This is a genomic window from Comamonas sp. NyZ500 (assembly GCF_016772095.1).
Taxonomy (GTDB): Bacteria; Pseudomonadota; Gammaproteobacteria; order Burkholderiales; family Burkholderiaceae_C; genus Comamonas; species Comamonas thiooxydans.
This window is the reverse complement of sequence record NZ_JAEIJE010000004.1, coordinates 75,858-90,323: the sequence shown is the minus strand read 5'-3', so window position 1 is coordinate 90,323 and position 14,466 is coordinate 75,858. Positions and strand designations below refer to the sequence as shown.

Sequence of the window (14,466 nt, the reverse complement as noted above, 5' to 3'; positions counted from 1 at the left end):
GAATTGTGTTCATTATGCATGGCCCCTTGTGATCGACAAGCGGGCCATGCCTATTTCCACTGAATTGCCAGTTCCATGAAAGCCTCCCAATTTCTCATCTCCACCCTGAAAGAAGCTCCGGCCGACGCCGAAGTGGTCAGCCACAAGCTCATGATGCGGGCTGGCATGATCAAAAAGCTGGGTGCTGGCATTTACAACTACATGCCCATGGGCCTGCGCGTGATCCGCAAGGTCGAGGCCATCGTGCGCGAGGAAATGAACCGCGCCGGCGCCATCGAAACCACCATGCCCGTGGTCCAGCCTGCCGAGCTGTGGCAGGAAACCGGCCGTTTCGAGAAGATGGGCCCCGAGCTGCTGCGCATCCAGGATCGTCATGGTCGTGATTTCGTGATCCAGCCCACGTCCGAAGAGGTGGTCACCGATATCGCGCGCCAGGAGTTCAAGAGCTACAAGCAACTGCCCAAGAACCTCTACCAGATCCAGACCAAGTTCCGCGACGAGCGCCGTCCGCGCTTCGGCCTGATGCGCGGTCGCGAGTTCATCATGAAGGACGCCTATTCCTTCGACAAGGATCGCGATGCGGCCCAGATCAGCTACCAGACCATGCGCGAAGCCTATAAGCGCATCTTCGACCGCTTCGGCCTGCAGTACCGCGCCGTGCGTGCCGACTCGGGCGCCATCGGTGGCGATCTGAGCGAGGAGTTCCAGGTCATCGCTTCCACGGGCGAGGACGCCATCGTCTACTGCCCGAACAGCGACTACGCGGCCAATATCGAGAAGGCCGAGAGCCTGGCGCCCACCCAGGCCCGTCCTGCCGCCGCCCAGGCCATGCAAAAGGTCGCCACGCCCGGCAACAGCACCTGCGAAGCCGTGGCCGAGCAACTGGGTCTGCCTCTGGCGCAGACCGTGAAGTCGCTGGTGCTGGCCACGGACGAGCTCGACGACAAGGGGCTGATCGTCAAGTCGCAAGTGTGGCTGCTGCTGCTGCGCGGCGATCACGAGATGAACGAGATCAAGGTCGGCAAGGTCGAGGGCCTGGCAGGCTTCCGTTTCGCGACCGTAGGCGAGATCGAAGAGCATTTCGGTGCCAAGCCCGGCTATCTGGGCCCCATCGGTCTCAAGAAGCCCGTGAACATCGTGGTGGACCGCGATGTGGCCGTGATGGCCGACTGGGTCTGCGGTGCCAACGAGGAAGACTTCCACATCACCGGCGTGAACTTCGGCCGCGACCTGCCAGAGCCCACCGTGGTGGCGGATCTGCGCAATGTGGTGGCTGGCGACCGCTCGCCCGACGGCGCGGGCGAGCTGGCGATCGAGCGCGGCATTGAAATCGGTCATGTGTTCTATCTGGGCACCAAGTACTCCAAGGCCATGGAAGCCACTTTCCTCGGCGACAACGGCAAGCCCCAGCACTTCGAGATGGGCTGCTACGGCATTGGCGTGACCCGCCTGCCCGCCGCTGCCGTGGAGCAGAACCACGACGAGCGCGGCATGATCTGGCCCGATGCGATTGCACCGTTCACCGTGGTGATCTGCCCCATCGGCATGGGTCGCAGCGAGGCCGTGAAGACCGAGGCCGAGAAGCTCTATGGCGAGCTGCTGGCACTGAGCGTGGACGTGATCCTCGACGACCGCGACGAGCGCCCCGGTGCCATGCTGGCCGACTGGGAGTTGATCGGCGTGCCCCACCGCGTGGTGCTGGGCGACCGTGGCCTGAAGGAAGGCGTGGTCGAGTACCAGCAGCGCCGTGACACGGAAGCCACAAAGCTGGCGACGAATGAGGTGCTGGCTCACCTCAAGAGCCGCCTGGGCCTGTAAGCTGCTGTTTCCATGCCCGAGACCCTGCTGAGCCGACGCCACTGCCTGAGGACTGCCGCTGCGCTGGCCGCCCCGGCGGCCGGCTGGCTGTGGCCGCAGGCGGCCTGGGCCGGCGGGCAGCTCGAAGAGCCGCTGGCCGACTCCGTGCGCACGGCGCTCAGCGCGGCCGTGGCGGGCTCGGGCGCGCCGCCCGAGCTGGAGTTCGCCTCCACTGCGGCGCGCATGAGCTATCTGCGCTGGCTGGTCGCCAGCAGCGACAAGCTGGCCAAGCGCAAGCCCGACCTGCAGGCGCGGCGCGAATTCCTGCAGACCGTCTGGTACGAGTCCAAGCGCGCGGGTCTCGATGTGTCCATGGTCATGGGCCTGATACAGGTGGAGAGCGGCTATCGCAAATACGCCATCTCCAGCGTGGGCGCGCGTGGCTATATGCAGATCATGCCGTTCTGGATGCGGCTGATCGGTGACGGCGATATCGGCAAGCTGTTCCACATGCAGACCAATCTGCGCTTCGGCTGCGTGATCCTGCGCCACTACATGGACCGCGAAAAAGGCGATGCCTATATGGCACTGGGCCGCTACAACGGAAGCCGGGGCCAGCCCCAGTATCCGAATGCCGTGTTCGGCGCCCAGCGGCGCTGGCTGGTGGAAGAGCCGCAGCCGGTCTGATGCCGTGGCGATATACAGAAAAAAAGAGAGCGCCTGGCGCTCTCTTTTCATTGATTTCAGCAAGAAAAGAACCTGAAGTCCTTTGGAGATGAGTGCAAGAAGCTCCTGATTCAGGAGTGGGTGCTCTTGCCAGCCTGGGACTGGGCAGCGCTGCCCTGCACCTTGGCCGCTGCGGCCGCCGAAGGTGCGGCAGATTCGGCCGCGGGCTCGGGCAGATGGGTCACCATGACCTGGTCGATGCGATAGCTGTCCACGTCCAGCACCTCGAACTTGAAGCCGCCCCAGGTGACGGTATCGGTGCGGCGCGGCACGCGGCGCAGCATGACCATGAGAAAGCCGGCCAGCGTTTCGTACTCGTCGTCATGCGGCATATCGTCCAGATGCAGCACGCGCATCACGTCCTCGATGGGCGTGATGCCGTCGATCAGCCAGGAATGCTCGTCGCGGCGGATGATCTGCTCCTCGTCGGCCGGGCCGACCAGATCGCCCATCACCGTGCTCATCACGTCGTTGAGCGTCACCACACCCACGACCAGGCTGTATTCGTTGACGATGACGGCAAAGTCCTCGTGCACCATGCGGAACTGCTCCAGCACCTCGGCCAGCGTCAGGCGGTCGGGCACGATGAGCACCTTGCGGATCAGGCTGTCGTCGCTGAGCGACAGTGGCTGGTTGTTGAGCGCGCGCTGGAACAGGTCCTTGGCGTCCACATAGCCGATCACATGGTCGATATCGCCGTCGCAGACCGGGTAGGTGGAAAAGGGCTCCTCGGCAATGCGGGCGCGGATGATGGCGTCGCTGTCGTCGCGGTAGAAGAAGGCCACGCTGTCGCGCTGGGTCATGGCAGAGGCCACGGTGCGCGAGTCCAGCTCGAAGACATTGGCAATCACCTGTTGCTCGCGGGCGGCCAGCACGCCGGCCTTGGTGCCTGCTTCGGTCATGGCCAGGATGTCGTCGCTGGTGATGCGCTCGTCGCGCGTCGCGGGCAGGCCCAGCAGGCGAAACAAGGTGTCGGTCGCTAGGTTGTAGAACCAGATGATGGGCTTGAAGATCACCACAAACCAGCGCATGGGGGCGAGCACGCGCACCACATAGCGCTCGGGCTCGTTCATGCTGATGCGGCGCGGCAGCAGGTCGGCCAGCAGGATGAAGGCCGAGGTGACTATGAAAAACGAGAGCAGGAAGCCGAGCGTCGCCGAGAGGCTGGGCGAGAACCAGATCGAGAAGAACTCGGTCAGTGCGGGGCTGAACGCACCCTCGCCGACGATGCCGCCAAGGATGGCGACGGCATTCTGTCCCACTTGCACCACGGTGAAATATTCGCCCGGCTGCTCCTGTACGCGCAGCGCATGTTCGGCTCCCTCGTTGCCGTCGTCGGCCATCTGGCGCAGGCGCAGGCGGCGCGAGGCGGCCAGAGAAATCTCCGCCACAGAGAAAAAGGCGCTGAGCAGAATCAGCAGAACAATCACCGCAAGGCTTTGGGACACACTCATAGGCAGGGCTGCTGCGGCACCTGGCAGTGCCTGCGGCCGGTTATCAAGGAGTCTCTATTCGACCACATAAAGCCTGCGGCAGGCAGCTGTACTGGCTTCAGGGCTGAAGCGCGGCTGCCGAACGGGCCATGCGTGCCAGCGCATCGGCCTCGGTATTGCGGTGTCTGGGCACCCATTGCAGCACCAGCTCGTCAAAGTCCTGCATCTGTGCGCGGGCGGCCTCGAACAGCGGGGCGAGTCGGGCGATGGGCCGAGCCGGCTTGGCCGTGGGCGGGCCGAGCTGCTCCAGCAGCACCTGGGAGTCGGTGCGCACGGTCAGGCTGCGCGTGCCGAGATCGCGTGCCAGCTTCAGGGCGGCCATCAGCGCGCGCAGCTCGGCTTCGTTGTTGCAGCCGCTGCGGTGCAGATCCTGCGACAGCGTATGGCGGCTGCCATCGGGCAGCTGCAGCAACACGCCCAGGCTCATGGGGCCGGGGTTGGGCAGGGCACTGCCATCGATATGGATGCAGCAGTGGTGAGGGGGAACAGGTTTGGGGGGCGGCATGAAAAAAGCCACCGGGGTGCCGGTGGCTTGCAGACGGGGTTGGGCTTACTTGGCGGCCAGCACTTGCTGCAGCTCGCCCGATTCGTACATCTCCATCATGATGTCCGAGCCACCGATGAATTCGCCCTTGATGTAGAGCTGGGGGATCGTGGGCCACTGGCTGTAGTCCTTGATGCCCTGGCGGATTTCCTGGTCTTCCAGCACGTTCACGGTGGCGATGGACTTGGCATCCACGCCGCAGGCCTTGAGGATCTGGATGGCACGGCCGGAGAAGCCGCACTGGGGGAAGCTGGCGTTGCCCTTCATGAACAGCAGGATGTCGTTGTTCTTGACCAGGTCGTCGATGCGTTGTTGAGTGTTGCTCATAGTGGGCTCCGGATTTTGGAAATGGCGGTACCAGCCGCGATGTCTGCAATTATTTCACCGACCGCAAGGAATGCGATGCTGTGAGGAAATCTTGCTGACAGGATATTTTGGGGTGAAGGTCTGGAAATCAAGCCTTGCCGCTCCGGCAACCGCCCGTGCAGCGTGCAATGCCGGCCAGGTCGTGGCGGTGCTGGACCTGCTCGAAGCCGGCCGCCTGCATGAGCTGCGCCACGTCTTCGGCCTGATCCCAGCCATGCTCGAAAAGCAGCCAGCCACCAGCCTTCAGGTGTGCCGGGGCCTGGTCGATGATGCTGCGTATGTCCTCCAGCCCGTCCGCGCCGCTGGCCAGGGCCGACAGCGGTTCGTGGGTCAGCGCCGCCAGGTGTGGGTCGTCGGCGCGGATATAGGGCGGATTGCTGACGATCAGATCGACGGGTTCCAGCCCGTCCAGAGGCTCCAGCCAGCTGCCATGGGCGAACTGCACGGGCAGTTGGAGTCGGGCGGCATTGCTGCTTGCCACAGCCAGGGCATCGGCGCTGGCGTCCACGGCGATGACCCGGGTTGAGGGGCGCTGGCTTTGCAGAGCCAGGGCAATGGCACCGCTGCCGGTGCCCAGATCCACGACGCGGTGGGCGGCGCCTTCGGGCAGCAGTTCCAGCGCCCAGTCCACCAGGGTCTCGGTATCGGGGCGCGGGTCCAGCACCCTGCTGTCCACGGCCAGATCCAGGCCGTAGAACTCCTTGCTGCCGGTCAGATAGGCCACGGGCGCGCCCTGCTGGCGCAGGGCGCACAGCTGGTCCCAGCGTTGCTGCTGCTCCTGACTCAGGGCATCGCAGTCATGCGTGATGAGCCAGGCGCGGGCATGCGCTGGCTGCTGCATCAAGTGCAGCAGCAGCATCTGTGCATCGACACGCGCCAGGCCTTGGCGGGCGGCTTGCTGCAGGGCTTGAGCGACGGAGAAAGTGGGGGGCGAGGGTTCGGTCATGGCTTGGCCGGTGGCGATCTTCTTCAGAAATTCAGTAGCGGTATATCTCGGGGTCGCCCGCCTTGTAGAGCGTGCCGTACAGCTGGGTCGACGACTGGCCGGGCTCCAGCATGGGGCGCGAACGTATTCCCAGCAACAGATGCTCCAGCGCCTGCTGAAGATTCTCGCCCTCGAAGCTCATGCCTACAAAAGACCAGGAAAAGCAGCGTCCATCGCCGGCCATCAGCAGCTGGCCGTGGGCATGGTGAACGTCGGCAACTGCCATCAGCCGGGTGTTCAGGCGCTGTTCCCAGGAGAGCAGGGCGTCGTCAGCATCTTGGCCGGTGAAATGCGCTTCGAGCCAGTCAAACTCTATATCGCTGCTGGCGCATTCCCGTCCCTTGCCCACCTGGCCTATGTGCAAGCCCGCCAGGTTCTGCAGCGCAGCCACGGCGGGGTGGCAGGCCAGAGCGGGCTGTTGGTCCAGAGCGCTCTGGATAAGCGCGGGTATGGCGACCTCTCGCTGCGGGGTCCAGCCCCGGGCTTGCAGCAGCTCAATGACGACAGGTGACTCGAAATTCAGCATGGCGGATTCTTAACGTCCGGGCGCCGAGATGAAGGGGCGCGACTGCAGGATGATGAGTTGATCGCCCTGCATGGCCCACTCGATGTCCTGGTCCTTGCCGCCAAAGCGTTGCTTGATGCCGGCTCCTGCGCGGGCCAGTCGCTGCACCAGTGCGTCGCTGAGCACGGCGCGGCCGGCAGTCACCGCCACTTCGCGCACGCCGCCCCTGGTGTCCAGCTGCAGCGCCACATCGTCCTGGGAACGGTTGAGCACCTGCACGGCCTTGCTGCGGCTGGAGTAGAGGATTTGCTCTGCGACCCGCCGGCCCTCGACCACGCGGATGCCTATGCCGCGCTTGGCGGCGATATAGCTCATGTAGCGGTGCGAGGCGTCGAAGGGGTCGCGGGTGATCATCACGCCCGATGCGGAGGAGTCCACGGCTTTTTGCACAAACACCGACATCATCACCTGCGCGTCGTCTATGCCCGCTGCCTGTCTGGCTTCCCAGGCCTCGAAGTTGTAGACCGAGGCCCAGACCTTGCGCACGGCGGCGGCCAGATCCGTGCCGCTGCGCACATTGGGCACGGTGGTGTAGAGGCCTGCTCCGCTGAAGTTGGGCAGGTCCTCGGAGCTGGAAGAGCTGCGTACGAACACGCCCTGGCTGCCCAGCTGGCCGGACCAGCGCTGTGCCCAGCCATCGGCCGCGGCCGGGCTGACAGGCCATTGCTCGATTTCGGCCTGCAGCGCGGACAGGGCCTGCTTTCGAAGGCCTGCATCCGTCGCAAAACCGGGCTGCTGTCGCATGCGGGCAATGCGCTCGGTCAAGCCGTTGGCGCGCATGAAGTCAGCATAGGCGGCAAACGGAATGCAAAAGCCATCGGGCACGCTGACGTCTGCCAGGCGGGCGGACTGGATCTCACCCAGATTGGCGGCCTTGGCACCGCAGCGGCGGCGATCCGCGCTGCGCAGGCCGGCCAGGGGCACTAGTTCGCCGCGACGCAGATCGGGCTGCAGCAAGACCTTGTTGCCCTTGGCGGGCTGGTGCAGTGCCTGCTGTTCCGCGCTCTGCTGTTCGGCAGCCGTGGCGGCGCGCAGCACAAAGCTGGCGGGCTGTACGTCGATATGCACCCAGCGGCCGTTGAAGTTCGCGTATTGCTCGGCGGCTTTTTGCACATAGGCATTGGGTATGCCCCAGCCGCGCGCCAGCAGATTGACATGGGACAGTACCGTGGAGGGGCGCTCCGTCACCACGCCGGCCACGGGCGGCAGGCTGATGGGTACTTCACGCAACAGCACGATGTCCCTGGGCTGGAGGTCATTCACGGCTTCGGCCTGGTTCAGGATGCGCAGCCGGCCCACGGCCTGGCCCTGGTTCAGCGGCAGATAGGTCTGGGCTCCCAGCAACTGGGCCTGGGTGACCGCTGCAACACCGGCCTGCTGGGCCACGGCTTCCTGCTGCGTGGAGTTGGCCTTGAAGCGCACAGGGGCGAAGAAGCCGGTTTTCAGCGCAGCCGCCGTGGTCTGCAGCAGCTCGGGCGTGAGCTGGTCGCCTTCCCAGAACTCGTAGCTGTAGTCCTTGAGCACGGGTTGCCAGCTCAGCGTGCCGAGAATGAAGCGACGGCCCGGCTCGCGGTAATTGCGGTTGAGCTCTGGCTTGCCGCCCTGTAGCAGGCTTTTGGCGCGCAGAAAATCTTCGTGAAACGCGTAACGCGGCGTGTTGATGAAATGCAGCGGCGTGCTCTTGCTTTGGCGGTCGATCACAAACAGCACATGGGGCATGGCGCTGACCGGATCGAAGATGCGGGCCACGCGATCGAAATCGGCGCGGCTGGTTAGGGCCGGCAGGCTGGCTGGAGCGTTGCGGTTGCCGCTGGCGTCGACCGGGCGCCCCGCACCCGAGTCATAGGCCGATGGCTTGCGCAAGGCCTGAGCCTGGGCGGTGGTCGATGTGAACAACAGGCCGGATAGCAGAGCAGAAACCAGAACCGGCAAAAAGCGCTGTGTCATCTTGAAATTGTTCCCATTTCTGGCGAAGCGTTCGAACGGACCCGGCTCGAGCCGGCTGCAGCCTGCCGGTGCCTGCAGACTCAGGAAGCTGCCAGCTCCGCCAGCAACTCGGCCTCGCGTGCATGTTGCAGGGCCTGGATCACGTCGCCCAGATCGCCTTCCATCACGGCCAGCAGCTTGTACAGCGTGAGGTTGATGCGGTGGTCGGTGAGGCGGCCCTGGGGAAAGTTGTAGGTGCGGATGCGGTCGCTGCGGTCGCCCGAGCCGATCAGGCCCTTGCGCATGGCGGCTTCCTTGGCGGCCCGCTCGCTGCGTTCCTTTTCCTGGATGCGGGCCTGCAGCACCTGCAGGGCCTTGGCCTTGTTGCTGTGCTGGCTGCGGCCGTCCTGGCATTCGGCCACGATGCCCGTGGGCAGGTGGACCACGCGCACGGCGGAGTCGGTCTTGTTGATGTGCTGGCCGCCGGCACCGCTGGCGCGAAAGGTGTCGATGCGCAGATCGGCGGGATTGAGCGTGATGGCCTCGGCCTCGTCGGGCTCGGGCATCACGGCCACGGTGCAGGCGCTGGTGTGGATGCGTCCCTGGGTTTCGGTGGCAGGCACACGCTGCACGCGGTGACCACCCGACTCGAAGCGCAGCGCGCCGTACACATTGTCGCCCTCGATGCGCAGCACCACTTCCTTGTAGCCGCCGATTTCGTTTTCGCTGGCGCTCATCACCTCCACCTTCCAGCCCACATTGGCGGCGTAGCGGGTGTACATGCGGGTCAGGTCGCCGGCAAACAGGGCCGATTCGTCGCCGCCCGTGCCGGCGCGGATTTCGACAAAGGCGGGGCGCGCATCGTCGGGGTCCTTGGGCAGCAGCAGGCGCTGCAGTTCGTCCTCGAGCTTGATCAACTCGGCCTCGCCGCTGCCGATCTCTTCCTGAGCCATTTCGGCCATGTCGGGGTCGTCCAGCATTTCACGCGCGGCGGCGATGTCGGCTTCGGTCTGCAGGTAGCGCATGTAGCGACTGGCAATGGCCGTCACATCGGCATGTTCGCGCGAGATGGTGCGGTACTGCTTCATGTCGCCCATGATGTCTTCGCGCGAGAGCAGAAAATCCAGCTCCTGCAGGCGTTGGGCATAGCGTTCGAGCTGGTTGCGCAAAAAGTCTTGCATAGGGGGTACCGAGGGCTTGGGAAAGGTGAAGGGGCTCACCTTTGTGGAGTCAGGGAAGAGGGAGGGCCGGCCACGGTCGGGCCTTGCGCTGCGCGAGGACGGCAGCGATCAAGCGGGCGAGCGTCGCTAAAGCTTGCTGGGGTTGCGGCTGGCGCGCAGGAACAGGCGGGAGACGGTGTCCGCCGTCTGGGCGCGCTCTTCGGCGTCGCCCTTGTGCAGCTCGGCCATGGTGCCGTGCAGCATTTTCTGTGTGAGGCCGCGCGAGAGCGCTTCCAGCACGGTATCGATGTCTTCGCCCTTGGCCAGCAGCTTTTTGGCGCGGGCAATTTCCAGCGCACGCCATTCGTCGGCCTGGGCATTGACCTGCTGGATCAGCGAGACCGCGCCACCCACGGGATTGCGCTGGTCCATCCACTGCATAAAGCTCTGCACGCCGGTGTCGATGATGACTTCGGCCTGTTGCACGGCGGCCTGGCGCTGGGCCTGACCGGTACGCACGACGGTTGCCAGATCGTCCACGGTATAGAGGTAGACGTCGTTGAGGTCTTTGACCTCGGATTCGATATCGCGCGGCACGGCCAGATCGACCATGAAGATGGGGCGGCGCTTGCGCTTCTTGAGGGCCGACTCCACGGCACCCAGGCCGATGATGGGCAGGGTGGATGCCGTGCAGCTGATGATGGCGTCGTACTCGTGCAGATGCTCGGGCAGGTCGGCCAGACGCATGGTGCCGGCGCCGAACTGGGCGGCGAGCTTTTCGCCGCGCTCCATGGTGCGGTTGGCGATGGTGATCTGCCTGGGGTTGCGGGCAGCGAAGTGGGTGGAGACCAGCTCGATCATCTCGCCCGCGCCCACGAAGAGCACGCGAATCTTGCTGAGGTCTTCGAACAGCTGGCCGGCCAGGCGCACGGCAGCGGCAGCCATGGAGATGCTGTGCGCACCGATCTCGGTGGAGCTGCGCACTTCCTTGGCCACGGCAAAGCTGCGCTGGAACAATTGGTTGAGCGTGGTGCCCAGGGCACCCGCAGTCTCGGCCGCGCGCACGGCGTTCTTCATCTGGCCGAGGATCTGAGCCTCGCCCAGCACCATGGAGTCCAGCCCCGAGGCCACGCGGAAGGCGTGGCGGGCGACCGAGCCATCCTGCAGCAGATACGAGTGCTGGCGCAGCAACTCAGGCGCCACGCCGCCGCTGTTGGCCAGCCAGTGCATGGTGTGATCCATGGCGGGGGCGTCGGCAGCGCAGTAGATCTCGGTGCGGTTGCAGGTGGAGAGGATGGCGGTTTCCACGGCGCTGTGAGCCCGGCCAGCGTGGGACAGGGATGCGCGCAGGCCTTGCAGCGTCGGCGCGATCTGATCGAGCGCGAACGCAAAACGGCCCCGCATATCGAGCGGAGCCGTGTGGTGATTGATACCTAAAGCCCAGACTGCCATAACAGGGGATTATAAAATTTAGTACCGAATTGGGCACCCCCCGGGCTCAAAGCCTTGGAATCGATTGTTGCCATGGATTTTGTTGCGAGCGTTAATCATTTACTCAACTTCCTCGCCCCTGCGTTTTTTCTCGCTCTGGGCCTGGCAATCTGTGCTCGCTTTTTAAAGCAAAACAAGGCTGGAGCCCAATCCTTTATTGCGCAGGTAGCTATTAATTTCATATTGGGTGTAGCGGTTTTGCTGCTCAGTCTCTGGCTGTTTTCACGCGACGGCAAGATGCTCGCTTATGCCGCACTGGTCTGCACAAGTGCCTGCTGCCAGTGGGTGCTTTCCAGAGCCTGGCGCTGATTGGCGTACCGGCCGGAAAGCTGTTTTGCGTGAAATCTTGATCTGACTCAAGAGAGCCTGTTGTATTCGCGCCAGTGTCTGGCCAGGCCTCAGTCGCTGACGGCCCTGGGCTCGGCCTGCTCCAGTATCCAGCTGCGAAACTGCTTCAAGGCCTCCGTGGGGGGGCGGCTGCCTTGCTGGCACAGAAAGTAGCCGCGCTCGATATGCACCGGCGCATTCAGTGCCAGAGCCACGCGTCCCGATGCCAGATCCTCCTCCACCAGGCAGCGCTGTACCATGGCCACACCCATGCCCGCGGCCACGGCCTGCACCAGCAGGGCCACGGTCTCGAAGTCCGCAACCGGGGCGGGGCAGGACTGGCTCATGCCCCGGGCCTGCATCCAGCTGGCCCAGTTGCCAGGGTAGTTGGTATGAAACAGCAGCGGGCGGTTCAGCAGATCCTGCTCGCTGCGGATGGGGTTCGGTCCCTGCAGCTCGCGCGGGTGGCATATGGGAATGAGGTCGCGGCCGATCACATACTCGGCCTCCACGCCTGCCGGCCAGTGCTGGCTGCCGACGCGAATCCAGGCATCGATCTCAGGCGCATTGAGCGGATCGTCGCGCCGGTAGGGCGCGAAGGAAAGCATGATTTGCGGATAACGGCGGTTGAAGTCGGGCAGGCGCGGAATCAGCCAGTGGCTGAACAGCGTGGGAATGACCGACAGGCGCAGCTGCGGTCCGTGGCGGCGCCTGCGGGCGGCGGCCGACGCGGCCTCTATCGCCATCACGGCAGGCTCTATCGCCTGCAGATAGTCCTGTCCTGCCGCGGTGAGCGCGTTGCGTCTGCCCAGGCGCTCGAACAGGGCAAAGCCCAGATGTTCCTCAAGCCTGGCAATGGCCCGGCTGATGCCGCCCTGCGTCACATACAGCTCCTGCGCAGCGAGCGAGTAACTGCCCAGGCGGGCGGCCGCGGCAAAGGCGTGAAGTTCGGACAGTGACGGAGAGTGCATGCGCATGAGGGTTTGGATTATGACGGTTGGTAATACTTGCGTGCCGTCTTGTCGCTTTTCGCCATGCGGCCTGGGGCACAGAATGAAACAAAGGTCGGAGCGTCCGGTGAAACGCTCTGAACCGGCCCATAACCAGTCTTTCAAGAGATCCAAGGAGAAGCCGCATGGCCATTCGTCGTACCGTTCTGTCGTCCATTGCCGCCTGCGCAGCGGCAGCCGCGCTGTCCCCTGCGTTCGCTGCCAATGCCGCAGCGGACTATCCCAATCGCCCCATCCGCCTAGTTGTGCCCTTTGGCGCTGGCGGGTCCACCGATATGGTGGCGCGCCTGCTGGCCGAGAAAATGAGCACGGTGCTCGGCAAGTCCGTGGTGGTGGACAACAAGGGCGGCGCGGGCGGCTCCATCGGCGCTTCGGAAATCGCCAAGGCCGCTCCCGACGGCTACACCATCGGCATGGCCACGGTGTCCACCCATGGCTCCAATCCGGCCATCTTCCGCAAGCTTCCCTATGACGCGATCAAGGACTTTGCTCCCATCACCAATGTGATGAGCGTGCCCAGCGTCTTCGTCGTGAACGCCAGCGTGCCTGCCAAGACCATGAAGGAATTCATCGCGCTGGCCAAGGCCAACCCCGACAAGTACACCTTTGCCTCGCCGGGCACGGGTTCCCTGGGTCATGCCAATATCGAGAACTTCATGAATCTGGCTGGTATCCAGTTGCTGCACATTCCCTACAAGGGAGCGGGCCAGGCGATTACCGATGCGCTGGGCGGACAGGTCAATGCCATGACGGACAACCTGCCCTCGACCCTGCCGCATATCAAGGCCGGCCAGCTGCGTCCCCTGGCCGTCCTGGCCCTCAAGCGCAGCGATGTGCTGCCCGATGTGCCCACCTATACCGAGCTGGGCTACCCCCAGATGGGCGACGGCGGCTGGTTTGGCCTGGTGGCGCCTGCGGGCACACCCAAGCCCATCATCGACAAGCTCAATGCTGCGGCGCACAAGGTCATGGCTTCGCCCGACTATCTGGAAAAGCAGAAGTCCATCTCCGGCGAGTCCATGGGCAACACGCCCGAGCAGTTTGCCAAGCAGATCAAGACTGCGATCGAGCGCTACACGGCCGTGGCCAAGCGCGCCAATATCAAGCTGGACTGATAAAGGCTTCAATGTCTGTGCCTGATTTTCTGCAAGCCAGACCGGCCGAGCCGGTGTTGGTGCACCCGGCCCGGGGCGAGGTTCTGCCCATAGTCTGCGACTCGCCACACAGCGGCACGGCCTACCCCGAGGACTTCGGCACCGTCGTGCCCATGAGTCTGCTGCGTCGCGGCGAGGACACGCATGTGGCCGCGCTCTGGGACCGCTGGCCCGAGTTCGGAGCTACATTGCTGGAAGCGACTTTTCCGCGCACCTATGTCGACCCCAATCGCAACGAGTCCGACCTGGACCCTGCGCAGATCGAGGGCGAGTGGCCGGTGCCGCTGTCGCCCAGCATCAAGACCCAGCAGGGGCTGGGCCTGATCTGGCAGCGCATCAGCAAGGCCGGCGTGGCCACTTCTTTGTATGAGCGCAAGCGCACCGTGGCCGAAGTGCAGCACCGTATCGAGCGCTACTGGCGCCCCTATCACGCGGCGCTGGCGCAGGCCATTGACGACAGCGTGGCGCGCTTCGGAGCCGTGTGGCACCTGAACCTGCACTCCATGCCCAACGATGTGTACCAGCGACTGGGGCGCAGCGATGCGCCGCCGCTGGCCGACTTCGTGCTGGGCGACCGCGACGGCACGACCTGTGCGCCCGAGTTCATCCATCTGGTGGGCGATACGCTCAAGGGCTTCGGTTACAGCGTGGCCTATAACGAGCCCTACAAGGGCGTGGAGTTGATCGGGCGCATAGGCCAGCCGCAGCTCAATCGCCACTCCATGCAGATCGAGATCCGTCGCCCCGTCTATATGGATGAGGACACGCGCGAACCGAATGCCGGCTTCGAGCCGCTGCGCAGGCATTTTGCCGGGCTCATGCAGGTGCTGGCGGACTATGTGCGCCAGCAGATGATCAGAGGCTGAAACCCGTCCATCGCTCCAGGCCCGGCTTTGCCGGGCTTTTTCATGTCACGGTCAAA

At 64.4% G+C, this 14,466-nt stretch carries 14 protein-coding genes; 5 read left to right on the top strand and 9 right to left on the bottom strand.

What is annotated here, in order from left to right:
* Nucleotides 1–75 precede the first annotated feature (75 nt).
* The gene (locus JAO85_RS08290; RefSeq protein WP_202787875.1) at nt 76–1,818 is read left to right on the top strand and encodes a proline--tRNA ligase; all 1,743 of its coding nucleotides are present in this window, start codon (nt 76–78) and stop codon (nt 1,816–1,818) included.
* A 12-nt stretch (nt 1,819–1,830) separates the two neighbouring features.
* Entirely contained in the window at nt 1,831–2,484 is a 654-nt protein-coding gene (locus JAO85_RS08285; RefSeq protein ID WP_012837108.1) for a lytic transglycosylase domain-containing protein, read from the top strand.
* A 110-nt stretch (nt 2,485–2,594) separates the two neighbouring features.
* Here JAO85_RS08285 and JAO85_RS08280 read toward each other — a convergent pair whose 3' ends face one another.
* The 8 genes from JAO85_RS08280 to hemA all read right to left on the bottom strand — a co-directional run bounded on the left by JAO85_RS08280 (nt 2,595) and on the right by hemA (nt 11,014).
* On the bottom strand, nt 2,595–3,977 hold the full coding sequence (locus JAO85_RS08280; RefSeq protein ID WP_046461089.1) for a hemolysin family protein: 1,383 nt from the start codon (nt 3,975–3,977) through the stop codon (nt 2,595–2,597).
* 97 nt (nt 3,978–4,074) lie between these two features.
* Nucleotides 4,075–4,533: a ribonuclease HI family protein gene (locus tag JAO85_RS08275; RefSeq protein WP_052951066.1), complete on the bottom strand. Its 459-nt coding sequence runs from the start codon at nt 4,531–4,533 to the stop codon at nt 4,075–4,077.
* Nucleotides 4,534–4,566: 33 nt separating this feature from the next.
* Nucleotides 4,567–4,887, bottom strand: coding sequence for a Grx4 family monothiol glutaredoxin (grxD, locus tag JAO85_RS08270; RefSeq protein ID WP_003058519.1), 321 nt, complete (start codon nt 4,885–4,887; stop codon nt 4,567–4,569).
* A gap of 127 nt (nt 4,888–5,014) precedes the next feature.
* On the bottom strand, nt 5,015–5,872 hold the full coding sequence (gene prmC / locus JAO85_RS08265) for a peptide chain release factor N(5)-glutamine methyltransferase (protein ID WP_202787874.1): 858 nt from the start codon (nt 5,870–5,872) through the stop codon (nt 5,015–5,017).
* Between the two features lie 31 nt (nt 5,873–5,903).
* Nucleotides 5,904–6,437, bottom strand: a complete 534-nt coding sequence (locus JAO85_RS08260) for an SUKH-3 domain-containing protein (protein WP_202787873.1) — start codon at nt 6,435–6,437, stop codon at nt 5,904–5,906.
* Between the two features lie 9 nt (nt 6,438–6,446).
* Complete coding sequence (locus JAO85_RS08255; protein ID WP_202787872.1) at nt 6,447–8,423, bottom strand: PEP/pyruvate-binding domain-containing protein; 1,977 nt, start codon at nt 8,421–8,423, stop codon at nt 6,447–6,449.
* Nucleotides 8,424–8,503: 80 nt separating this feature from the next.
* Nucleotides 8,504–9,583, bottom strand: a complete 1,080-nt coding sequence (prfA, locus tag JAO85_RS08250) for a peptide chain release factor 1 (RefSeq protein ID WP_202787871.1) — start codon at nt 9,581–9,583, stop codon at nt 8,504–8,506.
* A 126-nt stretch (nt 9,584–9,709) separates the two neighbouring features.
* Nucleotides 9,710–11,014: a glutamyl-tRNA reductase gene (gene hemA, locus JAO85_RS08245; protein ID WP_012837115.1), complete on the bottom strand. Its 1,305-nt coding sequence runs from the start codon at nt 11,012–11,014 to the stop codon at nt 9,710–9,712.
* A 72-nt stretch (nt 11,015–11,086) separates the two neighbouring features.
* Here hemA and JAO85_RS08240 point away from each other — a divergent pair, with 72 nt between their 5' ends.
* Nucleotides 11,087–11,362: a hypothetical protein gene (locus JAO85_RS08240; RefSeq protein WP_003065972.1), complete on the top strand. Its 276-nt coding sequence runs from the start codon at nt 11,087–11,089 to the stop codon at nt 11,360–11,362.
* Between the two features lie 89 nt (nt 11,363–11,451).
* Here JAO85_RS08240 and JAO85_RS08235 read toward each other — a convergent pair whose 3' ends face one another.
* A complete protein-coding gene (locus JAO85_RS08235) occupies nt 11,452–12,357 on the bottom strand; it encodes a LysR substrate-binding domain-containing protein (protein ID WP_202787870.1) in 906 nt (301 codons plus the stop codon).
* Between the two features lie 158 nt (nt 12,358–12,515).
* Between JAO85_RS08235 and JAO85_RS08230 the strand changes: the two genes are divergently transcribed.
* Nucleotides 12,516–13,505: a tripartite tricarboxylate transporter substrate binding protein BugE gene (locus tag JAO85_RS08230; protein ID WP_087865719.1), complete on the top strand. Its 990-nt coding sequence runs from the start codon at nt 12,516–12,518 to the stop codon at nt 13,503–13,505.
* A gap of 11 nt (nt 13,506–13,516) precedes the next feature.
* A complete protein-coding gene (locus JAO85_RS08225; RefSeq protein WP_202787869.1) occupies nt 13,517–14,410 on the top strand; it encodes an N-formylglutamate amidohydrolase in 894 nt (297 codons plus the stop codon).
* Nucleotides 14,411–14,466 lie beyond the last annotated feature (56 nt).